Source organism: Actinomadura sp. NPDC048394 (assembly GCF_040651755.1).
Taxonomy (GTDB): domain Bacteria; phylum Actinomycetota; class Actinomycetes; order Streptosporangiales; family Streptosporangiaceae; genus Spirillospora; species Spirillospora montaniterrae.
The window spans coordinates 148770-175271 of sequence record NZ_JBEZJL010000011.1 but is presented as its reverse complement, the minus strand read 5'-3'; the positions used below and the strand labels follow the sequence as shown (position 1 = coordinate 175271).

The following is a 26502-nucleotide window of genomic DNA, read 5'->3' as shown; positions in this document are numbered from 1 at the left end:
CGCCGGTGGTGGCGGGCCGGGCGGGGCCGCAACGTCCGGCGAGGGGTCAGGCCGTGGGCGCGGCCTCAGGCCGTCCAGGCGGGGTCGCGGCCGAGGTAGTGCAGCAGCCTGGCGACCTCGTCGCCGGGCGCGTCGATCGCGGCGGCGAACGCGCCGAACCCGCGCAGCGGCTCGACGATCTCGGTGGCGACCTTGTGCAGCTCGCGGGCGAGGTCGGCGGTGAGCGGCGGTTCCTGGCCGGTCGCGACGGCGATGTCCCAGGCGTGCACGGCGGCGTCGAGGGCGGCGGCGCCTGCGCCGAGCCAGGGCGCGAGCGAGCCGGGCGGGAGCGGGACGGGCGCCTCGGCGGCGTCGCGGTCCACCGTCGCCCAGGCGGCGGCGCAGGCGGTGAGGGCCGGTTCGAGCAGGGCGAGCGGCTCGCCATCGAGGACGCCGGACGGGGTGAACGGGTTGAAGTCGGGCCCTGGGCCGCCGGTGATGGAGGCGGCGTAGGCGAGCTGGTCCCCGGTGGCGTGCTGAAGGACCTGGGCGACCGTCCATTCGGTGCAGGGGGTGGGGCGGTCCAGGTCGGTGGCGGTGATGCCGCGGACGGTGGAGCGCAGGGCCTCGTGGGCGGTGTCGAGGACGGGCCGGCCGGAGACGTTGATCGCGTTCATGGTGTCGAGTATAGCAGAACGGAATGATCTGTTCCACTCTGGATTTCCTCCCGCGACCGCCCGCGATTGGTCCACGCCATAGATTCTTTTCACCCTATGATTAGGGAGAACTACATTATGTGGCCGTCCCGCGACCGGGGAGAGTGACGACCATGACCAGCGCCCACCAGCGACTGGGCGAGCGCATCAGGCATCTGCGCGGATCCGCGGACGGCCGCCGGGCACGCCGGCTCGCGACCGCCGGCCGGGCCCGGCCGGGACCGCGGACCATCGTGCTGACCTGCGGCGACTATCTGGCCATCGGCGAACATCCGCGCGTCACCCGGGCGATGCTGGCGGGGCTGCGCGCCGCGCCGGGGCCGTCCGCGCCCGGTGCGGACCTTCCCGGGGACCACCCGCAGGTCCTGCTCGGTGCGCGTTTCGCCCGGTATCTGGATGCGCGGCACGGTGTGCTGTACCCGTCCGGACGGCACGCGGCGACGGCCGCGCTCCAGCTGGCCGCCGGTCCCGGGACGCCCGTCTACCTCGACGCGCTCGCGCACCTGTCGCTGTGGTCGGGCGCGCGGGCGGCCGGCGCCGACACGGTCTGCTTCCAGCACAACGACCTGGCGGATCTGCGCCGCCGCGTCGAGGCGGCCGGGCCCGGTGTGATCTGCGTCGACGCCGTCTACGGCACCGACGGGTCGGTGTGCCCGCTGGCCGGCCTGGTGGAGATCGCCGAGGCGCACGGGTGCCTGCTGGTCGTCGACGAGTCGCACGCGGTCGGGGTCCGCGGCCCGCGCGGCGGCGGCCTCGTCGGGGAGCTGGGCCTGACGGGCCGGGTCGACTTCCGCACCGCCGGCCTCGGTAAGGCGTTCTGCGCGCGCGCCGGGTTGGTCGTCTGCGGCCATCCCGCGTTCGCCGGCGCTCTCGACGCCGCCGCGTCCGGGCCGCCGCTGCCCGCGCACGAGGTCGCGGGGCTCGCGGCGGCGCTGGACGTCGTCCACGCCGACGGCTGGCGGCGCGACCGGGTCCGCGCGGCTTCGGGACGGCTGCGCGGCGGCCTCGCCGCCCTCGGCTTCGGCGCGGTCGACGCCGACACGCAGATCATCGCGCTGGAGACCGCGACGGAGGCCGAGGCGGTGCGGCTGCGCGACGAGCTGGTCGGCCGTGAGATCTTCAGCGCCGCGCTGTTCTCGTCGGTGCCGCAGTCCCGCACCCTGCTCCGCCTGTCGGTGCACGCCGGTCTCACCGACGACGACGTCGACCGCGTCCTCACCGCCTGCGAGGAACTGACCGCCCGCCCCGCAACCCCCGCCCCGGCCCACTGACCCCCACTTAAGTCACGACACGCGCGCACCCTGGCGGGAGAACCGGCGGCGTCGTGACGGGGGTTCCAGCGGGGCGTGCTGCTGCGCGGAGACGTAGCGCTGGTCGCGGGTGTGGGCGCCTATGTAGCGGAGCATGCTGCGCAGTGCCCAGTGGTTGATGCCGGTGGGGATCATCCGGTAGCCCTGCCGGTTCGCGAGGGCGAGGGCGGTGAACTGCGCCTGGTCGAGGGCGCTCCACGGGATGTCGAAGCGGTCGCGGACGATCGCGGGCAGGCAGCCGAAGGTGATCAGCCGCAGCGGGCGCTCGGCGACGAGGCGCCCCGCGCGGTCGAGGCGCGGGCCGCCGACGGGCAGCAGCGTGATGGTGTCGGAGCCGTGCTTGGCGATCTCCAGGGCGCGGGCGGCGGCGGGGGTGAGTTCCAGGCGCTCGGCGCAGACGTGCCAGAACTTGGACTGGAAGGCGGCGTAGTCGGCGGGGACGGGCCGCATGCTGACGCCGTAGCGGGCGTACCAGGTGACGGTCTCGGCGTACATCCGCTCGTGGTCCTCGGCGGTGAGGGTGCCGGGGTGGAACAGCTCGGCGGCCTTGAAGATCTCCCAGGTGAAGGTGGCGTGCGCCCACCAGAACGTCTCGGGTTCGAGGGCGTGGTAGCGGCGGGCGTGCTCGTCGGCGCCGCCGATGCCGCGGTGCAGGTCGCGGATGGCGCGGGCGCGGGCGTCGCCGTCGGGGGCGAGGATCGTCGCCCAGATCTGCGGGACGGACCGGTGGATGCGGTCGAAGGGGGCGTCGAAGAACGCGGAGTGCTCGGTGACGCCGGCGCCGATGCCGGGGTGCAGGAGCTGCATCAGCCCGGCGGCGGCGCCGGGGAGCAGGGACCGCAGGTCGGCGGCGTGCCGCCAGAGCAGGGTGCCGGGGCCGAGCGGGGCGGTGGCGGCCGCGCGGGGGCGCGGGGGAGCGGCGGTGACGGTGGGGCCGGATGCTGGGGCGGGCATCGCACCTCCTGCCAGTGTTCACTTACCTCCAGCGTACCCGGATTGAGACACGAGTCAATTTTTGTCGCATGTCCAAATACTCCGTGAGCGTACTTTTGTGGTGTGGCGCACAGCCGCGCGGCGAAGCTTCGTCGCCGGGCGCATAGCCCGGCCGGGGCCCGCGCGGGTGCAATGGCGGCCACACGAAGGGACCTCGCGAAGGGACCTCGCCATGGGCGATGAGCACCTGTCCGGGCGCAGCCGCCTGCTGTACGCGGTGGCCGGCTTCGCGGCGCTGGCGGTCGCCGCGGCCGCCATGGCGCTGTCCGCGAGTCCGTCGCCCGGACGCGTGCACCGGTTCACCGCCGTGTTCTCCGCCGCCGGCGAGGGCCTCGACCCCGGCAGGTCGGACGTGAAGGTGCGGGGGATCGCGGTCGGGCGCGTCGAGACCGTCCGGCTGCGGCGGGACGGCCGGGTCGCCGTCGGGTTCCGGGTGGAGGCGGGCGTCGCCGTCCCCGCCACCACGCGGGCGGCGATCGAGCCCGTGTCGGTCTTCGGCCCGAAGGACCTGACCCTCGACCTCGGCACCGGGCCCGCGCTGCGCGACGGCGCGCGGATCGCCCGCACGTCCGACCCGGCGGAGCTGTCGGGCATCACCGACCGCGCCTACGACCTCACCGCCGCGATCGACCCGTCCGACGTCGCGACGATCATACGGACGCTGTCGTCCGGCCTCGGCGGCGAGGGCCCCGCGCTGCACCGGACGATCGTCGACGGCGCCGCGCTCACCGACGCGATCGACGCGCGCGCACCGGAGATCCGGCGGCTGATCGGCGACATCGCCGGGCTCTCGGGCACCCTCGCCGACCGCGGCGGCGCCATCACGGGCGCGGCCGGAGACCTCGACCGGCTCGCGCCCGTCGTCTACCAGCGGCCCGACAAGGTGTCGCAACTGCTGGACGCCGCCGGGGCGCTGTCGGACCGGGTCGGCGGCACGCTCCGCGACCACGGCGCGAGCGTCGGCCGCCTGATCGACGGGACGGCGAACGTGGTGCAGGTGGTGGCGGCGCAGGACCGGAACCTGCCCGTCCTCATGGACGTGCTGGACCGGCTGTTCCGCGGGCTCGGCGGGCTGATCCGCGTCCCCGGACCGGACGGCACGCTGCTGGGCCGCGGCGTGGACACCTTCAACCTCGACCTGTGCACCACGTTCATCGACCTGTGCCAGGCGCCGTGATCGCGGCGAGGCGGGCCTCCAGGCCGTCCAGGAACAGCGCGAGCGCGCCGGGGTAGGCGCTGGTCACCATCGTCGCGGCCAGCGGGCCCGCGCAGGCGCTGATGTGCGGGTGGGTGTCCGGGTCGAGTCGGGCGTAGGTGGCCGTCCACGCCGCGCGGTCCGCGGCGGCGGCCTCGGCGGGCAGCGCGTTCGCCGCCGCGTCCAGCGCCGCGAACCCGAGCGTGAGGTCGACGAACTGGTGGTAGTGGCGGGCCGCGAGCGCGGGCGGGAATCCGGCCGCGCGGAAGACGCCGAGGCCCGCCTCGACGGCGCGGATCTCGTTGGGCCGGCGGGTGACGCGGGACGCGGCGAGCAGCGCGACCTGCGGATGCGCCACGTAGGTGGCGTGCAGGTGCTCGCCGATGCGGCGCAGCCGGTCGCGCCAGCCGCCGCCGTCGGGGGTGCCGGCGAGGGTGCGGCCGATCAGCTCGTCGGCGACGGCGAGCACGAGGTCGTCGGTGTCGCGGAAGTACCGGTAGATCGAGGACGGGTCGGCGCCGAGCGCGGTGCCGAGCCGCCGGACGGTGAGCGCGCCGTCGCCGCCCTGGCCGAGCAGCCGGATCGCGGTGTCGACGATCAGCTCGTGGGACAGCACCACCCCCGACTTGGTGGGACGGCGGCGGCGCTTGCGCGCGATGACGCGGTCGGGCTGCGGGGGAGTGCGGTCCATGGGGGCTCCCGGGGGCGCGCGGGCGGGTCGGCCGACACCTTATGACAACACCATTGACCACAAAAGCGCCCGCGCTATTTCATATGGACCCACCGGCCGCCCACCAGGGCGAACCGGCCATCGCGCCACCATCGTCGTCCGCTCGCGGGGCCGTGTCCCCGCCCTCACGGATCGGGCCGCCCATGAACCCCACCCCCGCCCCGCCCGCCCCGCCCGGCGCGTCCCTGAAACGGTCCCTCGGCGTCCTCGACGGCGTCGTCATCGCCGCGTCCAGCACCGCCGCGACCACCAGCATCGGCATCGGCACCGGCGTGATCGTCGGCGTCGTCGGGCTGCACGGGCCGATCCTGGCGCTGCTGGCGTTCCTGCCGGTGCTGTGCATCGGCGGCGCGTTCGCCCGGCTCAACCGGGTGGAGCCGAACGCCGGCAACGCCTACGTGTGGGTCGGGCGCGTGCTGAACCCGTGGCTCGGCTTCCTCGTCGGCTGGGTCAACATCGTCGGGACGATCGTCTTCCTCGCCTACACCACCACGGTCACCGGCTCCGCGCTGATGCTGCTCGCCGGCGAGGCCCACGTGCACCGCCTCGGCGGGCTCGCGCTGAACCCCGACTCCAACCTGCAGGCCACCCTCCTCGGGATGGTGGTGCTCATCGCCGTGACCGCGACGGCCGTCGCCGGGGTGAACCTCGCCGCGCGGTTCCAGCGCTGGCTGCTGGTGTTCGAGTACCTGGTGCTGCTCGGTTTCTGCGGCTACGGCCTCGTCGTCGGCGACCACCCGTTCAGCCTGGAGTGGTTCGATCCGTTCGGGTTCCCGTCCGCGCACGCGTTCGCGCAGGGCATGGTGCTGTCGGTCTTCACCTACTGGGGGTTCGACGCGGTGTTCAGCGTCAGCGAGGAGGTCCGCGACCACCGCGACGCGTCCCGCGCCGGGCTGATCTCGCTGTTCACGATGCTCGCGCTGTTCCTGCTCGGCTCGGTCTCCTTCCAGCGGGTGCTGTCGGCCGGCGAGATGGCCGACCACGGCGCGCAGGGCCTCACCTACTTCGGCGCGCAGCTCGCCCGGCAGCCCCTCGCCGTCCTGCCGCTGGTCGCGCTCACCTTCTCCGCCGTCGCGTCGCTGCAGGCCGGCGTCATCCCGACCGTCCGCGGCATGTTCGCGATGGGCCGCGACCGGACGCTCGGGCCGGTGTGGACGCGGGTGCACCCCCGGTTCGGCACGCCCGCCGCCGGGACCGTGCTGATCGGCGTCATCGCCGCGGCGGTCGCCGGGTTCGCACTGGTCATCCCGAAGGTCAGCACGCTCATCGAGGCCGCCGTCAACGCGATCGGCATCGTCGTCGCGCTGTACTACGGGCTGACGGCGGTGGCCGCCGCGGTCCGGTTCCGCGGGCTGCTGCGCACCTCGTTCCGGGAGGGCGTGCGGGCGGTGGTGCTGCCGGTCGCCGGGGCGCTCGCCCTGTTCGTCCTCGGCGCGCTGCTGTGCGCGGACTTCGCCACCTCCACCGACCACTTCGCGCTGCGCGCCGACAACGGCTGGTTCGAGCTGTCGATGCCCGCGCTGATGCTCGGCTCGGGAATTGTCGCCGCCGGCTGGGCCAAGTGGGTCCGCCGGTCCCCGTACTTCAATGGAGGGCAGGCCACCGACGCCGACGCCCCCGACCTGCTCCCCGGAGCCGCCGCCCGCCCCGCCGAACCGTGACGGGCCCGCGGTGCCCGCCGCGCCCCGCCCGCCCGCACCCCGCCCGTCCGCGCCCGTGGCGCCCCGCCCGTTCGCGCCCGCCGCAGAGGAGATCGCCTTCATGACCCGCCAGCCCGCCGACCTGCTGTTCACCGGCGGACCGATCCTGACCATGGACCCCGCGCGCAGCCGCGCCACCGCGCTCGCCGTCACCGGCGGCCGGATCACCGCCGTCGGCCACGACGAGGTCCGCGACCTCGCCGGGCCCCGCACCGAGGTCGTGGACCTGCGCGGCCGTCCGCTGCTGCCCGGCTTCCAGGACGCGCACGTCCACGCCGTGATGGGCGGCATCGAACTCGGCGAGTGCGACCTCACCGGCACCGTCGACCCCGCGGAGTACCTGCGGCGCGTCCGCGCCTACGCCGCCGCGCACCCCGACCGGGAGTGGATCACCGGCGGCGGCTGGTCCATGGAGAGCTTCGCGGGCGGCACCCCCACCCGCGAAGCGCTCGACGCCGCCGTCCCCGACCGGCCCGTCTACCTGGTCAACCGCGACCACCACGGCGCGTGGGTCAACACCCGGGCGCTGGAGCTCGCCGGGATCGAGGCCGGCACCCCCGACCCGTCCGACGGGCGCATCGAGCGCGACGGCGCGGGCCGTCCCACCGGCATGCTGCAGGAGGGCGCGATGATCCTCGTCGGCCGGCTGCTGCCCGCCCGCACCCGCGGCGACCGGATCGCCGGGCTGCTGCGCGCCCAGGAGATGCTGCACGGCCTCGGCGTCACCGCCTGGCAGGACGCCCTGGTCTGCGGCTCCGACGGCTACCCCGACGTGTCGGACGCCTACGCCGCCGCGGCCGCCGACGGGTCGCTGACCGCCACCGTCGTCGGCGCGCTGTGGTGGTCGCGGGCCCGCGGCGACGAGCAGATCCCCGACCTGCTGGACAAGCGGGAGCGGCTCACCCGCGGCCGGCTGCGCTGCACCAGCGTGAAGATCATGCAGGACGGGGTCGCGGAGAACTTCACCGCCGGCATGACCGCCCCCTACCTCGACGGCTGCGGCTGCGCCACCGCCAACAGCGGCCTCAGCTTCGTCGACCCCGAGGCGCTGCCCGGGTACGTGACGGCGCTGGACGCGCACGGCTTCCAGGTCCACTTCCACTCGCTCGGCGACCGCGCCGTCCGGGAGGCGCTCGACGCCGTCGAGGCCGCCCGCGCCGCCAACGGGTGGCGCGACACCCGGCCGCACCTCGCGCACCTGCAGGTCGTCCATCCCGACGATGTCGGACGGTTCCGCGCGCTCGGCGCGACCGCCAACATGCAGCCGCTGTGGGCCGCGCACGAACCGCAGATGGACGAGCTGACGATCCCGTTCCTCGGCCCCGAGCGCGCCGCCTGGCAGTACCCGTTCGGCGACCTGCTGCGCGCCGGGACGACCCTCGCCGCGGGCAGCGACTGGCCGGTCAGCAGCGCGAACCCGATCGAGGGGATCCACGTCGCGGTCAACCGCGTCCTGCCCGGCGGAGACGGGAAGCCGTTCCTGCCCGAGCAGGCCCTCGACCTGGCCACCGCCCTCGCCGCCTACACCGCCGGGTCCGCCTACGTGAACCACCTCGACGACACCGGTTCGCTGCGTCCCGGGAACCGCGCCGACCTCGTCGTCCTGGACCGCGACCCGTTCGCCGGTCCCGCCGCGGCCATAGCCGAGACCCGCGTCCACCTCACCTACGTGGACGGCGTCCGCGTCCACACCGCGCCCGACGCCTGACCCCGGCGACGCGGGAGGCCCCGGCGCGGTCGTCGCGCCGGGGCCTCCCGGTGGCCGTGCCGGATCGGTGTCAGGCGGAGGCGGGCTTGTAGACGGCGACGGCGCAGGCGCTGCCGAGGCCGATGTTGTGCTGCAGGGCGACGCGGGCGCCCTCGACCTGCCGGTTCCCGGCCTTGCCGCGCAGCTGCCAGGTCAGCTCGGCGCACTGGGCGAGGCCCGTCGCGCCCAGCGGGTGGCCCTTGGAGATCAGCCCGCCGGACGGGTTGACGACCCACTTGCCGCCGTAGGTGGTGGCCTTGTCGTCGACGAGCTTGTGGCCCTCGCCGACGCCCGCCATGCCGAGCGCCTCGTAGGTGATCAGCTCGTTGGCGCTGAAGCAGTCGTGCAGCTCGATGACGTCGACGTCCTCGATGGACACCTGCGCCTCGTCCATCGCCTTCTTCGCGGCGCGCTGCGAGACGCCGAACCCGACGACCTGGATCGAGGAGTGGTCGTTGAAGCTCTCGGGGGTGTCGGTGGCGATGTGGTGGCCGGCGATCTCGACGGCCTGGTCCCACAGGTCGTGCTCGTCGACGAACCGCTCGCTGACCACGACCGCGGCGGCGGCGCCGTCGGAGGTCGGGGAGCACTGCAGCTTGGTCAGCGGGTCGAAGATCATCGGCGCGTTCTTGACGTCGTCGAGCGAGTACTCGGTCTGGAACTGCGCGTACGGGTTGTTCACCGAGTGCTTGTGGTTCTTCCAGCCGATCCACGCGTAGTGCTCGGGGGAGGAGCCGTACTTCTCCATGTGCTCGCGGCCCGCGTTGCCGAACATCTGCGGCATCGGCGCCTTGTCCAGCTCCCACTCGCGGCCCGCGGTCATCGACCGCAGGTGGTGGTCGATGATGGTGACCTTGGACTCGCCGACGCCCGCGCCGAGCGAGCCCTTCTTCATCTTCTCCATGCCGAGCGCGAGCGCGCAGTCGGCGAGGCCGCCGCGGACGGCCTGGCGCGCCAGGAACAGGGCGCTGGACCCGGTCGCGCACGCGTTCATCACGGTCATCACCGGGATGCCGGTCATGCCGGTCTCGTAGAGGGCGCGCTGGCCCATCGACCCGTACATCGAGCCGGCGTACGCCATCTCGATCTTGTCGTAGGGGACGCCGGCGTCCTGCAGCGCGTTGCCGACGGCCTCCTTGGCCATGTCGGGGTAGTCCCAGTCGCGGGAGCCCGGCTTCTCGAACTTGGTCATGCCCACGCCCACGACGAAGGTGCGGTTGGTCATCTCGGGCTCGCCCTCCTGATACCGAATCCAGTTCGGGGCCACGATAACCCGCCGGCCAAAGAAGCGCTTGCCTACCTCCCGTTGATCGGGACGCCCCGGCTCGCCGGCCGGGACGCCCCCGCAGGTCAGGCGTCCAGTTCCGCGGCGAGCGCCGCGACGAAGGCGTCCACGTCGTCCTCGGTGGTGTCGAACGAGCACACCCAGCGGACCTCGCCCGTCCGCTCGTCCCAGGTGTAGAACGCGAACCGCTCGCGCACCCGCTCCGCCGCGTCCTTCGGGACGATCGCGAACACCGTGTTCGCCTGCACGTCCTGGGTGATCTTCACACCGGGCAGCGCGCCCGCCGCGTCCGCCAGCCGCCGCGCCATCGCGTTCGCGTGCGCGGCGTTGCGCAGCCACAGGTCACCCTCCAGCAGCGCGACGAGCTGCGCCGACACGTACCGCATCTTCGACGCCAGCTGCATGCCCGACTTGCGCAGGAACGCCAGCCCCCGGACCGCGTCCGGGTTCAGCACGACGATCGCCTCGCCCAGCAGCAGCCCGTTCTTGGTGCCGCCGAACGACAGCACGTCCACGCCCGCGTCGGTCGTGAACGCGCGCATCGGCACCCCGAGCGCCGCGGCGGCGTTGGCGATCCGCGCGCCGTCCATGTGCACGCCGAGGCCCCGCTCGTGCGCCGCGGCGGCGACCGCCGCGACCTCCTCCGGCGTGTACAGGGTGCCGAGCTCGGTGCTCTGCGTGATCGACACCGCGGACGGCTGGCGGCGCTGGATGTTGCCGAACCCCGTCGCGTACCGCTCGACCAGCCCGGGCGTCAGCTTCCCGTCCGCCGCCGGAACCGTGATCAGCTTCAGCCCGGCGATCTTCTCGGACGCGCCGCACTCGTCGGTGTTGATGTGCGCCGACTCCGGGCACACCACCGCGCTCCACGGCTGCGACATCGCCTGCAGCGACACCACGTTCGCGCCCGTCCCGTTGAACACCGGGAACACCTCCGCCGCGGCGCCGAAGTGCCCCCGCATCACCTCGCGCAGCCGCGCCGTCACGGCGTCGTCGCCGTAGGCGGGCTGATGGCCCTCGTTCACCGCGGCGAGCGCCGCGAGGATCTCGGGGTGGACGCTGGCCTGGTTGTCGCTGGCGAAACCGCGCTGGGGATCGGGAATGGCGAAGGTCATGCCCCCATTGTCCCGAACACCGGAAGCGTCCCGGCGCCGCGGCCTCGGACGGGACGGCCCGTGACGCGGCCGCGGCCCCAGGTCGGACGGCCCGTGACGCGGTCGCGGCCTCAGGCGGGACGGTCGGTGACGCGGTCCGTGCCGACCGGCGCGACCGGCGCGACCGGGGCGACGGGCGCGACCGCCGGCTCGGCGGCGGGCGGGTCCGCCGCGCGCAGCGCCGCCCGGGCGCGCAGCGCGTCCACGTCCTCGCCGAGCCGCGCCATCGTCGCCTGCAGGTCCCGCCACAGGCCGGCGCGCTGCTCCAGCTGCGCGAGCTTGGTGCGCAGGTCGCCGATCCGCCGCTCGGCCGCCTCCAGCCGGGTGCCGTGCCCGGCGGTGTCGCGGCCGGTGCGGATCAGGCTCGTGGCGACCGCCGCGAGGTCGCGCTCGGTGTCGTCCATCCGCTCGTCGATGCGCGGCAGCAGCCGGTCGTTCAGCTGCGCGACCAGCGAGTCCAGCTCGGCGCGCAGCCCGCGCACCTCCTCGTCGCGGGTGCGCAGCGCCGCGTCCTGCTCCCGGACGGTATCCTCCAGCAGGCGCACCCGCTCCCCGTAGGAGGGCAGGAACCGTTCCAGTTCCGCCGACCGTTCCAGGTCCCGGCCGAGTCTGACGAGCAGACCGGCACCGGCGCGCAGCCGGTGCTCCGCCTCGGTGGCGGCGCGGCGGACGAGACCCGGGATCACGGTCATGGCTCCCCCCAGGGGCTGTCGAATGGATTCTCCTTAAACTCTAGGCGAACCGCCGGGAAACGGGAGATGTACTTCCCGGGTTGTTCGCCGGTTCCGGACCGGTTCCCGGGGTTTGGGCGGCCGGGCCCCCGGACGCCTCGGCGGCCCCGCCGGTCCCGGCGGCCGCGCTGCCCGCCCGCCGCCTGCGGCCGGCGCGCGCCGGTGGAGCGCCGCACCCGCACAGGCCGCGGCGGACGATGAGCAGGGCGCGGTCGGCGGTGTAGTCCGTCCGGTCGAGCGCCGGGCGGACCCGGTGACACGTCAGGCAGAGCATTGGTCTCCATTCCCCCTCGAGCGCGGGAGCGGCGCGCCCGGCCCGGCCCGCCGCCCCGTGCGCATTCCCCCCGGACGCGCTCGGGGCGGCGGGGCCCACAGGATGGCCCTCGGCTCCCAGCGGGACGGAACGTTAGGCGCCCCGACGTTGCATGCACGTTGCGACCGAGTGAACACGCACCGTGGCGTATCCGGTCCGCCCGGGTTCCCGCGAACCGGTTGCAACGCCCGCCCGATGGGCCGATCCTCAAACCCGTCGAGGTTGTCTCCGCAGGGGAAAGGCGCTGATGGTGGTGCAGAAGCAGGCGGTCGCCGCGCGCCCGCCGATCGCCGAGTCGTGGCGGCGCTCGCGCGACGCCGGCGTGGGCGCCGAGGTGGCGGCGGCGCCGCTGGTGTTCGACCGCGACACCGTCGCCGACGCCCGCGGCGCGCACCCGCTCGACCCGCACCTGCCGCTGCTGCGCGACCTGCTGCGGCACGTCGCCGACGAGACCGAGCACCTGATGGTGATCACCGACGAGGCGGGGCGGGCGCTGTGGACGCAGGGGCCGCCCGCCGTCCGCCGGGAGGCCGAGCGGATCGGGCTGATGGAGGGGTTCTGCTGGTCGGAGGCCGCCGTCGGCACCAACGGCATCGGCACCGCCCTCGCCACCGGCCGCGCCGAGTACGTGTACGCCACCGAGCACGTCGCGCACGTCCTGCACCGCTGGTCGTGCGCCGGCGCCCCGATCACCGACCCCGACACCGGCCGGGTGATCGGCTGCATCGACGTCAGCGCCACCGTCGCGGCGCTGCACCCGGCGACGGTCGCGCTGGTCGCCGCCGCCGCGCGGCTCGCCGAGTCCCGGCTGGAGGTCGACATGCGGCGGCGCGACGAGCGGCTGCGCGAGCGGTTCCTCGGGCAGCTGCGCGGCGCAGGGGTGCTGGTCACCGCGTCCGGGCGGATCCTCGCCGCCGCCCGCGAGGACTGGCGGGGCGTGCGGCTCGCCGTGCCGTCCGAGGGCCGCGCCCTCACCCTGCCCGACGGCCGCGTCGCGCTGGCCGAGCCGCTCGGCGAGGTGTACCTGCTGCGGCCGCCGTCGGGGACCGCGTCCGGCGGCCACGCCGCGGGCCGCCCCGTCCCGGACCGGCGCCCGCTGCTCACCCTCGCGCTGCTCGGCACCGACCAGCCGTCCGCGCGGCTCGACGGCGTCCACCTGCCGCTGACGCTGCGGCACGCGGAGATCCTCGCGCTGCTCGCGCTGCACCCCGAGGGCCTCAGCGGCGACCGGCTGTCCTGGCACCTGTACGGCGACGACGGCAGCCCGGTGACGGTCCGCGCCGAGATCCACCGGCTGCGCGCGCAGCTCGGCGGGCTCGTCCGCGCCAAGCCGTACCGGCTGGACTGCGCGATCGACGCCGACTTCCTCACCGTCCGGCGGCTGCTGGACGAGGGCGACGTCGCCGCCGCCGTCCGGCTCTACGACGGCGAGCTGCTGCCCCGCTCGGACGCGCCCGCCGTGCGCGCCGAGCGCGACGAGCTGGCGGTGCGGATCCGCCGGTCCGCGCTGGACCGGGGCGGCGCCGACGCGCTGTGGACCTACGCCCAGACCGAACAGGGCCGCGCCGACCTGGAGGCGCTGGAGCGGCTCAGGGACGTGCTCCCGCAGGACGACCCGCGCCTCGCGGCCGTCGCCACCCGCCGCGCCCGCCTCCTCGACGACTAGAAGCCGCCGCCCCCACGGACGCCGAGGCGACTACCAGCCGATACGGCCACGAGCCGACGCGGCCACGAGCCGACGCGGCCACGAGCCGATGCGGCCGCGAGCCGACGCGGGCTACGAGTCGGGCGCTCTAGGAGCCGACGCCCGCGTTGACCAGGTGTGCGCACTCGTTGTAGCAGACGGCGCTCAGCCCGCCGCCGTCGTGCCGCCACCGCGTCACCGACGCGTTCGCGACCGGCTCCTTCTCCACCTGCAGCACCTGCTGCTCGGTCAGGTCCTCCACCAGGTAGCGGGTCATCACCACGATTGCGTCGTGGGTGACCACCAGTGCCCGGCCGCCGGGCGCGTCGGCCTCCAGGTCGCGGTAGAAGCTGCGCAGCCGCAGCGCCAGGTCCGCCCAGGACTCCCCGCCCGGCGGGCGGTAGTAGAACTTGCCGAGCCGCTTCAGCCGGTCGGCCTCGTCCGGGTGCCGGCGCTGCACCCCGACCCAGGTGAGGCCCTGCAGGATGCCCTGCTCGCGGTCGCGGAGCCGCTCGTCCACCGTCATCCGCAGCCCGTCCGGGTCCTGCGGGTGGGCGTAGGACGTCTCGGCGAGCGCGATGCGGGCGGTGTCGAGCGTCCGCAGGTACGGGGACACCGCGACGAGCGTCGGCCGCTCGTCCTCGGGGAGGGCGGCGAGCCAGCGGCCCAGCGCCGCCGCCTGCGCCCGGCCCAGGTCCGACAGCGGGGTGTCCGCGTCGCGCTCGCGGATCCCCGTCTCCTCGGCGTCGGTGCCCTCCGCGGCCCGGTAGGCGAGGTTGCCGGTGCTCTCACCGTGCCGGGTCAGGTTGAGCCACTGCAGCGAATTCACGCTCGCCATGCTGCCATGGCGGGCGGCATGCGCGGACCGCTTGCTCTACAGCCGGTAGTACTCTTCTGTGCGTGACGACCGTCCTGGCCACCGTGATCATCGTGGTGGCGCTCCTCATCGCCGTGTACGCGCTGGTGACGGCGCTGCGCGGGCGCGCGATGGGGCTCCCCGACCTGATCGGGCTCGGGGTGCTGGAGGTGCTGCTGATCGCGCAGGCCGTCGTCGGGTTCGTCAGGCTGTCGGGCGACGAGGGGCCGAAGCACCCCGCCACGTTCATCGGCTACCTGCTGGCCGTCCTGGTGATCCCGGTCGCGGGCGCCGCCTGGGGGCTGCTGGAGCGGACCCGGTGGGGCTCCGCGGTGCTGGTGGTCGCCGGCGTCGCCGTCGCCGTCATGATCGTCCGAATGAACCAGCTGTGGAGCGGCAGTGCCTGAGCCCGACACCGGCGTCACCGGCGAACCGGCCGCCGCCCGTCCCGGCGGCGAGCGGGTCCGCACCGGCACCGGCAGCGGCCCCGGCCGGCTGCTGGTCGCCGTCTACGCGATCTTCGCGCTCGCGGCCGGTGCGCGCGCGGGCGTGCAGATCGGCACCAAGTTCTCCGACGCGCCGCTGGCCTACTCCCTGTCGGCGTTCGCCGCGGCCGTCTACGTCCTGGCGACGGTCGCGCTGGCCCGCGGCGGCCGGGCGTCGTTCCGGGTCGCCGTCACGGCGTGCTCGGTGGAGCTGGCCGGCGTCCTGGCGATCGGCACGCTCAGCCTGGTCGACCGCGCGGCGTTCCCGGACGCCACGGTCTGGTCCGGGTACGGCGAAGGGTACGGGTTCGTCCCGCTGGTCCTGCCGGTGGTGGGGCTGCTGTGGCTGCGCCGCACCGCCCGCCGCGCGCGCTCCGGCGGCTGACCCTCCGCGCCGCTCCGCCAGGACGGACGGGAACCGCGCGCCCGCCGGTCCCGCGCCGGTTCCGGCGGGCGCGCGGCGCTCGTCCCTCTCCAACACGATCATCGGCCCTCGTTCCGTCGCGGGCGGGGCGGGTCAGACCGCCGTGGTGACCGCGTCGCCGCCGCCGGCCTCAGCGGCGGCCACCTCCGCGGAGGCGGGCTCCACCGGGTCGGCGGTCACGGGTCCGGCCGTCACGGAGGCGGCCGTCACGGGGGTTTCGGACGGCGGCTGCTTCGCGACCGAGACCCGCGAGGGCGGCGGGGGAGCGTCGGTCATGATGCGCCCGCCGATCGGCAGGCTGTGCACCGCGGCCCGCGCGATCGCCTCGACCTCCTCGGCGGAGTGCTCGGCGGTCGCGTTGCGGCGCATCCAGCGCACCAGCCGCAGCGGCGGCGCGAACACGATGCCGTCCGCGGTGAACGGCGACCGGGCCAGCTTGCCGCCGTGCACGGCGAGGACGGGCGTCACCGTCACCGGCGCGCCGTACCGCTCGGAGATCAGCCGCTCCGCGGCGGCGGCCCGCGCCGTCAGGCCCTTCACCAGCTTCGACTGGGTGCGGCCGTCGATGAACAGCCGCCCGCCGTGATGGGAGATCTCCGCGTCCGGGGCCCACGCCTCGTTGTGCACCAGCCACGCCCCGCCCGGCCCGACGACCAGCTCGTCCGCGGTCTCGTGCCCGGGCACGACCCGGCCGTGCAGCACCCGGTGGCCGCGCCGCTCCAGGGTGAGGCGCAGCGTCCGGTCCATCCGCTCGACGCCGCGCAGGCCGCGCCGCCACACCCGGGACGCGTTGTACAGCCGCCAGTGCACCAGCGCGTCGGCGGACGCGAGCAGGACGGCCGCCACGACCCCGAAAACAGGGTTGACCAGCATCCCGCACAACACCAGCGCCGCGATCGCCAGAATTGCGCGGGTCCGCAACCGCCCTTTTCGGCCGCGCTGCCAGAGCTCCTCGTAAACCGCCTGGGGCGAACCGCCGGTGAACGCCTCGCGCCCGCGGATATAGATGGAATCGCCGAGCATCCCCAAACCTCCAGCACCTGCGACGACGGCCTCATTATGGCGAAAGACGGCCGATTGCCGCCACACGCGGCGAGGTGAGGGAAACCAAACGGTAAAGCAACTTCCTGGCCCGAAGCATTGCTTACCTGGTACTTTGCGGAGGTTGCGGGGCCGATTCCTGGGCAGAACTTTAGAGCGTTCTAGGGCAATTGTGAAATGCGCGATGCAACTATCACCGTAACCCGCAGAGCGCCTTTCGGGCCGGTGGCATTTCTCACATGGACGATCACCCGCGGCCACCGGTACCGTCGTCTGCCGCCACACTGGACGGATGCACATCAGCGCCGCCGAGGACCTGCCCGTCCGCCAGGCCGTCCCCGGGCTGCGGGCCGCGCTGGCCGCCCGCGGCGCCGCCGTCCTCGCCGCGCCGCCCGGCACCGGCAAGACCACCCTCGTCCCGCTCGCGCTGGCCGGCCTCGCCCTCCCCGCCGCCGGCGCACCGGCCCCGGAGGGCAAGGTCCTCGTGCTGGAGCCCCGCCGGCTCGCCGCCCGCGCCGCCGCCCGCCGCATGGCCTGGCTGCTCGGCGAGCGCGTCGGCGGCAGCGTCGGCGTGACGGTCCGCGGCGAGTCGCGGCCCGGCTCCCGCGTCGACGTCGTCACCACCGGCGTGGTGCTCCAGCGCCTGCAGGACGACCCCGGCCTCGACGGCGTCGGCACGGTGATCCTCGACGAGTGCCACGAGCGGCACCTCGACGCCGACACCGCGCTGGCGTTCCTGCTGGACGTCCGCGCGGCCCTCCGCCCCGACCTGCGCCTGGTCGCCGCGTCCGCCACCGCCGACACCGGCCCGTGGGCCCGGCTCCTCGGCGGCGGCGACGGTCCCGTGCCGGTGGTGGAGACCGAGGCCGCGCTGCACCCCGTCGACGTCGTGTGGGCGCCGCCGCCGCGGCCCGTCCCGCCGCCGCACGGGATGCGGGTCGACCCGGCGCTCCTCGCGCACGCCGCCGCGACCGTCCGGCGCGCGCTCGCCGAACGCGACGGCGACGTGCTGTGCTTCCTGCCCGGCGTGGGGGAGATCGCGCGCGTCGCCGGGCAGCTCGCGGGCGTCCCCGCCGAGGTGCTGCAGGTGCACGGGCAGGCGCCGCCGGCGGTGCAGGACGCCGTCCTCGCGCCCGCCGCCGGGCGCCGCGTCGTCCTCGCCACCTCCGTCGCCGAGTCCAGCCTCACCGTCCCCGGCGTGCGGATCGTCGTGGACGCCGGGCTGGCCCGCGAGCCGCGCACCGACCACGCCCGCGGGCTCGGCGCGCTCACCACCGTCCGCGCGTCCCGCGCCACCGCCGAGCAGCGCGCGGGCCGCGCCGGACGCGAGGCGCCAGGCACCGTCTACCGGTGCTGGACGCAGGCCGAGCACGACCGGCTGCCCGCGCGCCCCCGCCCGGAGATCGAGCTCGCCGACCTCGCAGGGTTCGCCCTCCAGGCCGCCTGCTGGGGCGACCCGGACGCGCACGGCCTCGCGCTTCCCGACCCGCCGCCCGCCGCCGCGATGGACGCCGCCCGCGCCGTCCTGCACGCCCTCGGCGCCGTCCGCGACGGGCGGGTGACCCCGCGCGGGCGGGTGCTGGCGAGCGTCGGCCTGCACCCCCGGCTGGCCCGCGCCCTCCTCGACGGCGCGCGCGAGGTCGGCGCGCGCGACGCCGCCCAGATCGTCGCGCTGCTGTCCGAGCCGCCGCCCCGTGCGGCCGGCGACGACCTCACCGCGGCCTGGCGGGCGCTGCGCCGCCAGCCCCGGCCCGCCGACGCCCACGCCGCCCGCTGGCGCGACGAGACCCGCCGCCTCGACCGGGCCCTCACCGCGGCCGCCGCCCGGCCCGCAAAGCCCGCGCGCGGTGGTGACGATCTGGTGGCGGGGAGCGTGGTGGCGCTGGCGTTCCCGGAGCGGGTGGCGCGGGCGCGTCCGGGCGGCGGCGGGTACCTGATGGCGTCCGGGACCGGGGCGGTGCTCGCGGACGGGTCGGCGCTGGCCGGCGCGCGGCCCCAGTGGGTCGCGGTGGCGGCGGCGGACCGTCCGGCCGGGTCGGCGTCGGCGCGGGTGCGGCAGGCCGTCGTGATCGACGAGGACGTGGCCCGGGCCGCGGCCGCGCCCCTGCTGGAGACGGCGGACGAGGTCGCCTGGCGGGACGGGGACGTGTCGGCGCGGCGCGTCGAGCGGCTCGGCGCGATCGAGCTGGACGCGCGGCCGCTGCGCGACCCCGACCCCGAACTGGTGCGGGCGGCGCTGCTCGACGGGGTGCGGGCCGAGGGCCTCGGGCTGCTGAACTGGACGCCCGCGGCGGTGGCGCTGCGCGAGCGGCTGGCGTTCCTGCACGGTGCGCTGGGGGAGCCGTGGCCGGCCGTCGACGACGCGGCGCTGCTGGACCGCGCGCCCGAGTGGCTGGCCGGCGCCCGGCGGCGGGCCGACCTGCGGCGGGTCGACGTGGCGGCGATGCTGCGCGGGCTGCTGCCGTGGGAGGCGGCGTCGCGGCTCGACGAGTACGCGCCGGAGCGGATCGAGGTGCCGTCGGGGTCGCGGATCCGGGTCGACTACGCCGAGGAGCGTCCGGTGCTGGCGGTGAAGCTGCAGGAGCTGTTCGGCTGGGACGCGGCGCCCCGGCTCGCGGGCGGGCGGGTGCCGCTGGTGGTGCACCTGCTGTCGCCGGCGGGCCGTCCGGCGGCCGTCACCGCGGACCTCGCGACGTTCTGGCGCGAGGGCTACAAGGCCGTCCGGGCGGAGCTGCGCGGCCGTTACCCCAAGCACCCCTGGCCCGAAGACCCCACCACGGCCCAGCCGACCCGCCGCACCAAGCCCCGCCGCTGACCCCCGCGCGCTCCGCGGCCGGGGTCAGGCGCGGGAGGCGATCAGGACCTCGATGCCGTCGAGGATGCGGGCCAGGCCGAACTCGAAGGCGTGCGCGGGGGCGACGGCGGCGTTGTGCTCCATGCCGGCGGCGGTGCCGACGCGGGAGCTGAGCGGGTAGTCCTCGCCGCCGGTGTCGATCTCCTCCAGCAGCGGCGCGAGGGACTCCCACCACTGGGCGTCGGTCATGCCGCTGCGCCGCTCGGCCTCGGCGGCGTTGACCGAGACGCGCGCCGAGCTCTCGGCGAAGCCGGTGACGAGCGCGACGACGGAGTCCATCTCCAGGTCGGTGAGGCCGATGCCGTCGACGGCGCGCAGCTCCGCCTCGTACTTGGCGAACACGGCGGGCCCCATCGGCGGGCGGACGGCGGCGACGTGCAGCAGCCAGGGATGGCGGTGGTAGAGGTCCCAGTTGTCGCGCGCGATGTGCTCCAGCCTGGCGCGCCAGCCGCCCTCGACGCCGTCGGCGGGGGTGAGCTCGGCCATGGCGCGGTCGAGCATGACGTCGATCAGCTCGGCCTTCCCCGGGACGTAGGTGTAGATCGACATCGGCGCGACGCCGAGCTCGTCGGCGATGCGGCGCATGGACAGCGCGTCCAGCCCCTCGGCGTCGGCGACGGCGATCGCGGTGCGGACGATCCGCTCGGCGCTGAGCTTGGGTTTCGGGCCGCGCTTGGGCCGGTCGGGCACGCCCCACAGGAGTTCCAGGCTGCGCCGCGGGTCGCCGCCCCCGCTGTACTCGGTCGTCACCGTCGTATCCTCCCAGGGATGAAATTCTGTACGACGTACGTTATAGTCTCCGCGATGGTTAATCCGTATTGCGTACGGAGTTTCGGGAGATCCATGACAGAGCCACGGGCCGCGGTCGACGCGGCCGGACTGCGCAAGACCTACGGCGCGACCGCCGCCCTCGACGGTCTGGACCTGCGGGTCCCCGCCGGCACCGTGCACGGCCTGCTCGGCCCCAACGGCGCCGGCAAGACCACCTGTGTGCGCGTCCTCGCCACGCTCGCCCGCCCGGACGCCGGCCGCGCCGCCGTCGCCGGGCACGACGTCGTCCGGGCCCCCGAGCTGGTCCGGACCCGGATCGGCCTCGTCGGCCAGTACGCCGCCGTCGACGAGGTGCTCACCGGCCGGCAGAACCTCGTCATGTTCGGCCGCCTGCACCACCTCGGCGCCCGCGGGGCGCGGCGGCGGGCGGACGAGCTGCTGGAGCGGTTCCGGCTCGCCGACGCCGCCGACCGGCCCGCCGGGAAGTACTCCGGCGGCATGCGGCGCCGCCTCGACCTGGCCGCCGGGATGATCCTCGCGCCGGCCGTGCTGTTCCTCGACGAGCCCACCACCGGCCTCGACCCGCGCAGCCGGATCGAGGTGTGGGACGCGGTCCGCGCGCTCGCCGGCGGCGGCACCACCGTCGTCCTCACCACCCAGTACCTGGAGGAGGCCGACCGGCTCGCCGACGCCGTGTCGGTGATCGACCGCGGCCGGGTGATCGCCGAGGGCACCCCGGACCGGCTGAAGTCCCGGCTCGGCGGCGACCACCTGCGGATCGTCGTCGAGGACCCCGGCGCGCTCGGCGCCGCCGCCGCGATCGCCGCGCGGGTGTCCGGCGCCGAACCGGAGGTGGACGCCGACGCGCTGACCGTCGGCGCGCCCGTCCCCGACCGGGTCGCCGCGCTCACCGGCGCCGTCCGCGCGCTGGACGAGGCGGGCGTACGGGTCGCCGACATCGGCGTGCGCCGCCCCACGCTCGACGAGGTGTTCCTGCACCTCACCGGCGGTCCCGCCGCGCAGCAGGGCGAGCCGGCCCACGACGACGAGGAGGTGTCCGCGTGACGGCACCGTACGTTCCGCAGATCCCGCGCACCCCGCTCGGACGGCTGCGCTGGGCGGCCGCCGACGGCTGGACGCTCACCCTGCGCGCCCTCGCCCACTGGGCGAAGCGCCCCGAGCAGCTCGCCATGAACCTGCTGTTCCCGGTCATGGTCGTGCTGATGATGGGCTACCTGTTCGGCGGCCAGATGGAGGTGCCCGGCGGGGACTACCGGGCGTTCATCGTCCCCGGCATGTTCGCGATGACCATGGTGTTCGGCGTCGAGAGCACCTTCACCGCGATCGCGGTGGACGCCGCCCGGGGCGTCTCCGACCGGTTCCGGGCGATGCCGATGGCGCCGTCGGCCGTCGTCGTCGGCCGCGGCGCCGCCGACCTGCTCGACTCGCTGCTCGCGCTCACCGTCATGGCGCTGTGCGGCGTGCTGATCGGCTGGCGCGTCCACGACGGGATCGGCCCGGCGCTCGCGGGCCTCGGCCTGCTGCTGCTCCTGCGGTTCGCGCTGATCTGGGCCGGGGTCTACCTCGGCCTGGTCGCCAAGGGCCCCGAGTCGGTGATGATGATCCAGATCCTGGTGTGGCCGGTCGGGTTCCTGTCCAGCGCGCTCGTCGCGCCGAGCACGATGCCGGACTGGCTCGGGGCGGTCGCCGAATGGAACCCGATGTCGGCGACCGTGACGGCGTGCCGCGACCTGTTCGGCGACCCGTCCCAGGCCGCGCTGGCGAGCGGGTCGTGGGCGTCCGACCACAGCGTGCTGCTCGCCGTCGCGTGGCCGCTGGCGATCACGGCGGTGTTCTTCCCGCTGGCCGTCCGCCGCCACCGCGCCCTCGGCCGCTAGCGGAGCAGCCCGGCCTCCAGGGGATCGGCCCGGTCGTCAGGGGAGCAGTTCGGCCCGGTGCCGGGCCAGCGCCAGGGCCGGGTAGCACGCCTCGGGCAGCGGTTCCGCGCCGTTTAGCGCGGTGCGGAGCCGCTCGCCCACGGCCGCCGCGTCGTAGGGCTGGACGACGCACAGCTCGGCCTGCATCGCCTGCCGCGCCGCCGTCATCAGCGCCGGGACGTCACCGACGATCACGACCTCGGTGGGGGCGTCGCCATAGGTCAGCCGGACCGCCAGCGCGTGCATGCCCGCCGTGCCGGCGTCCGCGTAGCGGAACTCGCAGACCAGGCGGTCGCCGTCCAGCGGCCCCTCCTGGATCAGCCACGCCTGCCCGGGGACGACGCGGCCGAGCATGCCCTCCCACGGCGCCGCCGGGAGGTCGCGCAGCGCGTCCGCCGCCTTGCCCGCGGCGGTGCGCCCGACGGCCGGGCCGATCGCGGCGAGCGCGCGCAGGAACGTCCGGGCGCCGGGCGTCGCCGCCGCCCGCAGCGACATGATCAGGTCGCCGAGCGCGGCGCGCCGGCCCGCCTCGTGCGGGGCCGCGGCCTCCAGCGTGCCGAGCTGCGCGGACGTCCACACCTCGGCCTGGAGCGCGCCGGGCAGCGCGGGCAGCGCGTCCGCCTCCCGGACGAACGCGGCGTAGGCCTCGCGGAGGCCGGGCAGCATCAGCCGCGGGCCGGGGGACGGTCGGGTCCTGCTCATCCGCCCAGCCTATGGGACGCGTCCCCGTGGTCCCCGTCACGCCCTGACCGCCGGGTCAGGCGGGGACGGTGAGCAGCGTCCGCGCGCCGGCGCCGAGCGTGCGGACCTCGAACCGGCTGATGTCGGCGGGCTTGATCGCGGCGCCGCCCTGCACCGTGAGCCGCGGCTGCGGCGAACCGGGCAGGCCGTACCCCTTGGCGGGGACGGACCAGCCGGCGACCGTGTGGGCACGGCCTGCGGCGTCCACCGCGACCAGCTCGCACTCCAGCGGCCCGCGGACCTTGCTGAGCCGCAGCGCGACACGGCTGCCCCACGGGGTGCCCTGCATGGCGACCGTCCCGGACGCGCCCGTCCCCGCGTCGGTGGCGCTCACCTGGTGGCCGTCGCGCAGCAGCGCGGCAGCGCCGTCGGCGCCGCTCGAAGCGCGCGCGGGAGCGGGGGACCGGTCGGCGCCGACGGTGTACCCGGCGCCGAGCGCCCCGCCCAGCAGGACGAGCCCGGCGGCGGCGCCCACCAGCGCCCGCGTCGCGCGGCCGCGCCGCTCGCGCCGGATGCGGCGGTGCAGCAGCTCCGGCACCGGCGCCGGCTCGGGCAGCCCGCCCGGCGCCTCGGCGATCGGGCCGATGCCGTCGAGGGTCGCGGCGACGCCGCTGAGCGCGGCCAGCTCCTCGTGGCACGGCAGGCAGGTCGACAGGTGCGCCTCGAAGGCGCGCCGGTCCGGCTCCTCCAGCAGGCCGAGCGCGTACGCGCCGACGTCGACGTGCGCGGCGGGCGCGGTCATGGCGTCACGCCCCTCTCCTCCAGGGCGACCCGCAGCGCCCGGAGCGCGTAGTAGACCCGCGACTTCACCGTCCCGACCGGGATGCCGAGATGCCGGGCGGCCTCGTTCACCGACCGGTCCCGGAAGAAGGTCTCGTTGAGGACCTCGCGGTGCGCGGGCGACAGCGCGAGCAGCGCCTCGGAGACGACGACGGAGCGCAGCAGATCCTCCAGCCCGTCCGGGACGCGCATGTTCTCCAGCGGCCCCTCGCCCGCCTCCTGCGGCCGGGCGTTCTTGCGGCGCTGGTCGTCGATGACGATCCGGCGCGCGACGGTCGCCAGCCACGGCAGCAGCGACGCGGCGTTCTCGTCGAGCTGGTGCGCGCTGCGCCAGGCACGGATCATGGTCTCCTGCACCACGTCCTCGGCCCAGTGCCGGTCGCCGCCGGTGAGCCGCAGCACGAACGACAGCAGCGGCCGGCCGTACACCCGGTAGAGCTCGGTCACGATCACCTGGTCGTCGACCGCGCCGGCGGGCCGCGGGCCGCGGAACCAGCTCCACGGGCCGGACGCGGCGGGCGGGCGGGCGCGGGACGGCGCTGCGGTGGACGATCTGTTGGCCATCGTGCTCTCCGGCGGGTGCGGGGGCGGGGACGCGGCGCACGGGACGGTGCGCGGTGCGCCGGGTGTCGCGTCGGGAGGCAGTACGCGACGGAGGCGACGGCCGGTTCAAGTGGGGTCGGAAACGGCATCGGACACCGGCCCCGCTCGCCGTTTTGCGGCGGTTATTCCGGTAGCGCCCTTCCTTGTTCGCTAGGTATTACTTACTTGAGGGCGCCGACGGCGCCGCCGTCCCGTCCAAGTGACCGGAAACGACGTCACACGAGGGCGGAGGAGGCGACGCACGACCCCCCTTTGACACCCGGACGACCGCGGCGATCCTCCATCAGGCAACACTCACTCCACACTGGAGCGAATGCGGGGCAACCGGCCCTTTATTTGCTCGGAGGACGAGGGGCGGTTTCGGAGTGGAAGGGAACGAGCGACACGCGCTGCACTACCGCCTGCTGATGGCGGTGGACATCCAGGGGTACAGCAAGCGGGACACCAGCGAGCAGCTGCTCGCCCAGCGCCAGCTGTCGGAGGCGCTGGACCGGGCCGCGCGCGGCGTCGGCCTCGACCGGTCCCGCTGGGACAAGCAGGTCGGCGGCGACGGCGAGCTCGCCACGCTCCCGGACGGGATCGACCCCGCGCCGGTGGCGGGCGACTTCGCCATCGGGCTCGCGGGCGCGCTGCGCGAGATCAACCGCGCGGCGGCCGAGGCGGGCGCCCGGTTCCGGCTGCGGGTGCGGCTCTCGCTGCACCACGGCACGCTGACCGCCGGGCCGTTCGGGCCCGCGGGCGACGCGCCCATCGTCGTCCAGCGGCTGCTGGACGCCGGGCCGCTGCGCCGCCTGCTGTCCGCCGACCCGGAGCGCGACCTGGCCTACGTGGTCTCGGACTCGCTCTTCGACGACGTGGTGCGGACCGGGTTCTGCGCGCTGAGCCCGGACGCGTTCCAGCCGATCAAGGTCACCGCCAAGGGCGCGGTGTTCCGCGGCCACATCCTCACCGACCGGACCGCGCTCGCACCCGCCGGCGGCACCGGCGGCGAGAGCGGCGGGAGCGGCGGGCCGGGCGGCGAGGGGCCGGCCGGCGACGCCCGCGTGTTCGACTTCCCGGCGCTGGCGGCGCGCTGACCGGTGTCCGGGACCGTCCGCCCGGGAAGTGATCGGAACCGGGCGCGGTTGTGCCCAGGAGACGATCACGACCCGGGAGGCGGACGATGGCGGACGACGCGGCGCTGGCAAGGCTGCTGCAGGAGCGGGACCTCGGCGTGCTGGCCACGCTCAAGCGGGACGGGCGGCCGCAGCTGTCCAACGTCAACTACCACTTCGACGCGGCGTCCCGGCTGATCCGCGTCTCGATCACCGCGGACCGCGCCAAGGCCCGCAACCTGCGCCGCGACCCGCGGGCGAGCCTGCACGTCAGCGCGCCGGACGGCTGGTCGTACGCGGTCGCCGAGGGCACCGCCGAGCTGACCGCGGTGGCCGCCGACCCGCACGACGCCGCCGTGGAGGAGCTGGTCGCGGTGTACCGCGACATCCGCGGCGAGCACCCCGACTGGGACGAGTACCGGCGCGTGATGGTGCAGGACGGGCGGCTGGTCCTGAAGCTGCACGTCGAGTACCTGTACGGGATGGCCCGCTGACGGCCGCGGGCCGGGTGCGCCGCCGGGCCGGGCACCCGGCCCGGCGGGCGGTCAGTGCACCCGGCCCGGCGGGCGGTCAGTGCACCTGGCCGGACGGCCGCAGCACGACGGAGTTGACCTCGACGCCCGCCGGCTGCGCCAGCGCCCACGCGATCGACTGGGCGACGTTCTCCGCCGTCATGACCGGGCCGTCGGGCACGCCGTCCTCGCGGGAGTCCCAGAACGGCGACTCGACGCGGCCGGGGGAGACCAGCGTGACGCCGACGCCCGAGCCGGTGACGAGCACCCGGGCGTTCTCCGCCAGCGCCGACACCGCGAACTTGGTCACCGAGTAGAAGTTGCCGGGCGTGTTCTTCACCCCGGCGGTGCTGCCGACCAGCACGATCCGGCCGCCGGCCGCGCGCAGCGCCGGCAGCGCCGCCTTGATCAGCAGCGCCGGGCCGAGCACGTTGTTCAGCAGCATCTCCCGCCACCGCTCCGGGTCGCCGTCCGCCAGGTCGTCGTGGGTGGAGAACCCCGCGTTGGCGACCACGTGGTCGAGCCGCCCGAATTCCGCGACCGTCCCGTCCACCGCCGCCTGGACAGCGCCGGGGTCGGACGCGTCGCCGGGGAAGGTCAGCAGCGCGTCCCCGGCGTCGGCGGCGAACGCCTTCAGCCGGTCCTCGCCGCGCCCGGTGATCGCGACGCGGTGGCCCCGGCCGAGCAGGATCCGGGTGGTGGCCGCGCCGATCCCGCTGCCGCCCCCGGTGACCAGGGTGACCGGGGCGCCGTCAGCCGCTGTGCTCATCTGGGTCCTCATCCTCGTCGTCGTGGTGCCGCCGGGTCCCGGCGAGCCTGAACGATCATGAGGGTACGGCGCCCCGTCCCGTCCGGACCAATGGGCGT

At 75.5% G+C, this 26502-nt stretch carries 25 protein-coding genes; 12 read left to right on the top strand and 13 right to left on the bottom strand.

Annotated elements, in window-relative coordinates:
- Positions 1–65: 65 nt before the first annotated feature.
- Positions 66–656: a TIGR03086 family metal-binding protein gene (locus AB0C78_RS10175; protein ID WP_360744640.1), complete on the bottom strand. Its 591-nt coding sequence runs from the start codon at positions 654–656 to the stop codon at positions 66–68.
- Between the two features lie 152 nt (positions 657–808).
- Between AB0C78_RS10175 and AB0C78_RS10170 the strand changes: the two genes are divergently transcribed.
- Entirely contained in the window at positions 809–1966 is a 1158-nt protein-coding gene (locus AB0C78_RS10170; RefSeq protein WP_360744638.1) for an aminotransferase class I/II-fold pyridoxal phosphate-dependent enzyme, read from the top strand.
- A 12-nt stretch (positions 1967–1978) separates the two neighbouring features.
- Here the strand turns inward: AB0C78_RS10170 and AB0C78_RS10165 are convergent, their stop codons facing one another.
- Entirely contained in the window at positions 1979–2959 is a 981-nt protein-coding gene (locus AB0C78_RS10165; protein WP_360744634.1) for an oxygenase MpaB family protein, read from the bottom strand.
- 211 nt (positions 2960–3170) lie between these two features.
- Here AB0C78_RS10165 and AB0C78_RS10160 point away from each other — a divergent pair, with 211 nt between their 5' ends.
- Entirely contained in the window at positions 3171–4175 is a 1005-nt protein-coding gene (locus AB0C78_RS10160; protein WP_360744631.1) for an MCE family protein, read from the top strand.
- On the opposite strand, the gene AB0C78_RS10155 is transcribed toward AB0C78_RS10160, so the two are convergent.
- The gene (locus AB0C78_RS10155) at positions 4150–4884 is read right to left on the bottom strand and encodes a TetR/AcrR family transcriptional regulator (RefSeq protein ID WP_360744628.1); all 735 of its coding nucleotides are present in this window, start codon (positions 4882–4884) and stop codon (positions 4150–4152) included. The genes AB0C78_RS10160 and AB0C78_RS10155 overlap by 26 nt on opposite strands.
- Positions 4885–5066: 182 nt before the next feature.
- Between AB0C78_RS10155 and AB0C78_RS10150 the strand changes: the two genes are divergently transcribed.
- A complete protein-coding gene (locus tag AB0C78_RS10150) occupies positions 5067–6584 on the top strand; it encodes an APC family permease (RefSeq protein WP_360744625.1) in 1518 nt (505 codons plus the stop codon).
- A 100-nt stretch (positions 6585–6684) separates the two neighbouring features.
- Entirely contained in the window at positions 6685–8331 is a 1647-nt protein-coding gene (locus AB0C78_RS10145; RefSeq protein ID WP_360744622.1) for an amidohydrolase, read from the top strand.
- A gap of 70 nt (positions 8332–8401) precedes the next feature.
- On the opposite strand, the gene AB0C78_RS10140 is transcribed toward AB0C78_RS10145, so the two are convergent.
- The 3 genes from AB0C78_RS10140 to AB0C78_RS10130 all read right to left on the bottom strand — a co-directional run bounded on the left by AB0C78_RS10140 (position 8402) and on the right by AB0C78_RS10130 (position 11501).
- Positions 8402–9595, bottom strand: a complete 1194-nt coding sequence (locus tag AB0C78_RS10140; RefSeq protein ID WP_360744619.1) for a lipid-transfer protein — start codon at positions 9593–9595, stop codon at positions 8402–8404.
- Positions 9596–9720: 125 nt separating this feature from the next.
- A complete protein-coding gene (locus tag AB0C78_RS10135) occupies positions 9721–10770 on the bottom strand; it encodes a beta-eliminating lyase-related protein (RefSeq protein ID WP_360744616.1) in 1050 nt (349 codons plus the stop codon).
- 110 nt (positions 10771–10880) lie between these two features.
- Positions 10881–11501: a hypothetical protein gene (locus AB0C78_RS10130; protein WP_360744613.1), complete on the bottom strand. Its 621-nt coding sequence runs from the start codon at positions 11499–11501 to the stop codon at positions 10881–10883.
- 599 nt (positions 11502–12100) lie between these two features.
- Between AB0C78_RS10130 and AB0C78_RS10125 the strand changes: the two genes are divergently transcribed.
- Positions 12101–13519, top strand: a complete 1419-nt coding sequence (locus AB0C78_RS10125) for a GAF domain-containing protein (RefSeq protein ID WP_360744610.1) — start codon at positions 12101–12103, stop codon at positions 13517–13519.
- 127 nt (positions 13520–13646) lie between these two features.
- On the opposite strand, the gene AB0C78_RS10120 is transcribed toward AB0C78_RS10125, so the two are convergent.
- Positions 13647–14375, bottom strand: a complete 729-nt coding sequence (locus tag AB0C78_RS10120) for a histidine phosphatase family protein (RefSeq protein ID WP_360744607.1) — start codon at positions 14373–14375, stop codon at positions 13647–13649.
- 62 nt (positions 14376–14437) lie between these two features.
- On the opposite strand from AB0C78_RS10120, the gene AB0C78_RS10115 reads away from it, so the two are divergent.
- Both AB0C78_RS10115 and AB0C78_RS10110 read left to right on the top strand, forming a co-directional pair.
- On the top strand, positions 14438–14800 hold the full coding sequence (locus AB0C78_RS10115; RefSeq protein WP_360744604.1) for a hypothetical protein: 363 nt from the start codon (positions 14438–14440) through the stop codon (positions 14798–14800).
- Between the two features lie 88 nt (positions 14801–14888).
- Positions 14889–15263, top strand: coding sequence for a hypothetical protein (locus AB0C78_RS10110; protein WP_360744653.1), 375 nt, complete (start codon positions 14889–14891; stop codon positions 15261–15263).
- A 132-nt stretch (positions 15264–15395) separates the two neighbouring features.
- Here AB0C78_RS10110 and AB0C78_RS10105 read toward each other — a convergent pair whose 3' ends face one another.
- Positions 15396–16325, bottom strand: coding sequence for an NERD domain-containing protein (locus AB0C78_RS10105; RefSeq protein WP_360744601.1), 930 nt, complete (start codon positions 16323–16325; stop codon positions 15396–15398).
- Positions 16326–16635: 310 nt separating this feature from the next.
- Here AB0C78_RS10105 and hrpB point away from each other — a divergent pair, with 310 nt between their 5' ends.
- A complete protein-coding gene (hrpB, locus tag AB0C78_RS10100) occupies positions 16636–19158 on the top strand; it encodes an ATP-dependent helicase HrpB (protein ID WP_360744598.1) in 2523 nt (840 codons plus the stop codon).
- A gap of 24 nt (positions 19159–19182) precedes the next feature.
- Here the strand turns inward: hrpB and AB0C78_RS10095 are convergent, their stop codons facing one another.
- The gene (locus AB0C78_RS10095) at positions 19183–19947 is read right to left on the bottom strand and encodes a TetR/AcrR family transcriptional regulator (RefSeq protein ID WP_360744595.1); all 765 of its coding nucleotides are present in this window, start codon (positions 19945–19947) and stop codon (positions 19183–19185) included.
- Positions 19948–20040: 93 nt separating this feature from the next.
- On the opposite strand from AB0C78_RS10095, the gene AB0C78_RS10090 reads away from it, so the two are divergent.
- Entirely contained in the window at positions 20041–21033 is a 993-nt protein-coding gene (locus tag AB0C78_RS10090; protein WP_360744592.1) for an ATP-binding cassette domain-containing protein, read from the top strand.
- Positions 21030–21866, top strand: a complete 837-nt coding sequence (locus AB0C78_RS10085; RefSeq protein WP_360744589.1) for an ABC transporter permease — start codon at positions 21030–21032, stop codon at positions 21864–21866. The genes AB0C78_RS10090 and AB0C78_RS10085 overlap by 4 nt, the downstream gene beginning before the upstream one ends.
- Positions 21867–21902: 36 nt before the next feature.
- On the opposite strand, the gene AB0C78_RS10080 is transcribed toward AB0C78_RS10085, so the two are convergent.
- The 3 genes from AB0C78_RS10080 to AB0C78_RS10070 are packed head-to-tail and all read right to left on the bottom strand — an operon-like array spanning position 21903 to position 23873.
- On the bottom strand, positions 21903–22607 hold the full coding sequence (locus tag AB0C78_RS10080) for a hypothetical protein (protein WP_360744586.1): 705 nt from the start codon (positions 22605–22607) through the stop codon (positions 21903–21905).
- A 55-nt stretch (positions 22608–22662) separates the two neighbouring features.
- Positions 22663–23388, bottom strand: a complete 726-nt coding sequence (locus tag AB0C78_RS10075) for a zf-HC2 domain-containing protein (RefSeq protein WP_360744583.1) — start codon at positions 23386–23388, stop codon at positions 22663–22665.
- Entirely contained in the window at positions 23385–23873 is a 489-nt protein-coding gene (locus AB0C78_RS10070; RefSeq protein WP_207924185.1) for a sigma-70 family RNA polymerase sigma factor, read from the bottom strand. Before AB0C78_RS10070 ends, AB0C78_RS10075 begins: the two co-directional genes overlap by 4 nt.
- Positions 23874–24394: 521 nt before the next feature.
- Between AB0C78_RS10070 and AB0C78_RS10065 the strand changes: the two genes are divergently transcribed.
- Together AB0C78_RS10065 and AB0C78_RS10060 are read left to right on the top strand one after the other, a co-directional pair.
- Positions 24395–25105: a hypothetical protein gene (locus AB0C78_RS10065; RefSeq protein WP_360744580.1), complete on the top strand. Its 711-nt coding sequence runs from the start codon at positions 24395–24397 to the stop codon at positions 25103–25105.
- Between the two features lie 86 nt (positions 25106–25191).
- Positions 25192–25617, top strand: coding sequence for a PPOX class F420-dependent oxidoreductase (locus AB0C78_RS10060; protein ID WP_360744577.1), 426 nt, complete (start codon positions 25192–25194; stop codon positions 25615–25617).
- Positions 25618–25693: 76 nt separating this feature from the next.
- Here the strand turns inward: AB0C78_RS10060 and AB0C78_RS10055 are convergent, their stop codons facing one another.
- Positions 25694–26404 (bottom strand): SDR family oxidoreductase, encoded by a 711-nt coding sequence (locus AB0C78_RS10055; protein WP_360744574.1) that lies wholly within the window; start codon positions 26402–26404, stop codon positions 25694–25696.
- Between the last annotated feature and the right edge of the window lie 98 nt (positions 26405–26502).

What these genes read in the sequence shown, in the direction of transcription:
- AB0C78_RS10060 (WP_360744577.1), top strand. Translation starts at nt 25,192, where the DNA reads ATGGCGGACGACGCGGCGCTGGCAAGGCTGCTGCAGGAGCGGGACCTC.
- AB0C78_RS10105 (WP_360744601.1), bottom strand. Translation starts at nt 16,325, where the DNA reads ATGCTCGGCGATTCCATCTATATCCGCGGGCGCGAGGCGTTCACCGGC.
- hrpB (WP_360744598.1), top strand. Translation starts at nt 16,636, where the DNA reads ATGCACATCAGCGCCGCCGAGGACCTGCCCGTCCGCCAGGCCGTCCCC.
- AB0C78_RS10090 (WP_360744592.1), top strand. Translation starts at nt 20,041, where the DNA reads ATGACAGAGCCACGGGCCGCGGTCGACGCGGCCGGACTGCGCAAGACC.
- AB0C78_RS10075 (WP_360744583.1), bottom strand. Translation starts at nt 23,388, where the DNA reads ATGACCGCGCCCGCCGCGCACGTCGACGTCGGCGCGTACGCGCTCGGC.
- AB0C78_RS10125 (WP_360744610.1), top strand. Translation starts at nt 12,101, where the DNA reads ATGGTGGTGCAGAAGCAGGCGGTCGCCGCGCGCCCGCCGATCGCCGAG.
- AB0C78_RS10135 (WP_360744616.1), bottom strand. Translation starts at nt 10,770, where the DNA reads ATGACCTTCGCCATTCCCGATCCCCAGCGCGGTTTCGCCAGCGACAAC.
- AB0C78_RS10150 (WP_360744625.1), top strand. Translation starts at nt 5,067, where the DNA reads ATGAACCCCACCCCCGCCCCGCCCGCCCCGCCCGGCGCGTCCCTGAAA.
- AB0C78_RS10120 (WP_360744607.1), bottom strand. Translation starts at nt 14,375, where the DNA reads ATGGCGAGCGTGAATTCGCTGCAGTGGCTCAACCTGACCCGGCACGGT.
- AB0C78_RS10140 (WP_360744619.1), bottom strand. Translation starts at nt 9,595, where the DNA reads ATGACCAACCGCACCTTCGTCGTGGGCGTGGGCATGACCAAGTTCGAG.
- AB0C78_RS10165 (WP_360744634.1), bottom strand. Translation starts at nt 2,959, where the DNA reads ATGCCCGCCCCAGCATCCGGCCCCACCGTCACCGCCGCTCCCCCGCGC.
- AB0C78_RS10145 (WP_360744622.1), top strand. Translation starts at nt 6,685, where the DNA reads ATGACCCGCCAGCCCGCCGACCTGCTGTTCACCGGCGGACCGATCCTG.
- AB0C78_RS10130 (WP_360744613.1), bottom strand. Translation starts at nt 11,501, where the DNA reads ATGACCGTGATCCCGGGTCTCGTCCGCCGCGCCGCCACCGAGGCGGAG.
- AB0C78_RS10155 (WP_360744628.1), bottom strand. Translation starts at nt 4,884, where the DNA reads ATGGACCGCACTCCCCCGCAGCCCGACCGCGTCATCGCGCGCAAGCGC.
- AB0C78_RS10055 (WP_360744574.1), bottom strand. Translation starts at nt 26,404, where the DNA reads ATGAGCACAGCGGCTGACGGCGCCCCGGTCACCCTGGTCACCGGGGGC.
- AB0C78_RS10080 (WP_360744586.1), bottom strand. Translation starts at nt 22,607, where the DNA reads ATGAGCAGGACCCGACCGTCCCCCGGCCCGCGGCTGATGCTGCCCGGC.
- AB0C78_RS10175 (WP_360744640.1), bottom strand. Translation starts at nt 656, where the DNA reads ATGAACGCGATCAACGTCTCCGGCCGGCCCGTCCTCGACACCGCCCAC.
- AB0C78_RS10160 (WP_360744631.1), top strand. Translation starts at nt 3,171, where the DNA reads ATGGGCGATGAGCACCTGTCCGGGCGCAGCCGCCTGCTGTACGCGGTG.
- AB0C78_RS10170 (WP_360744638.1), top strand. Translation starts at nt 809, where the DNA reads ATGACCAGCGCCCACCAGCGACTGGGCGAGCGCATCAGGCATCTGCGC.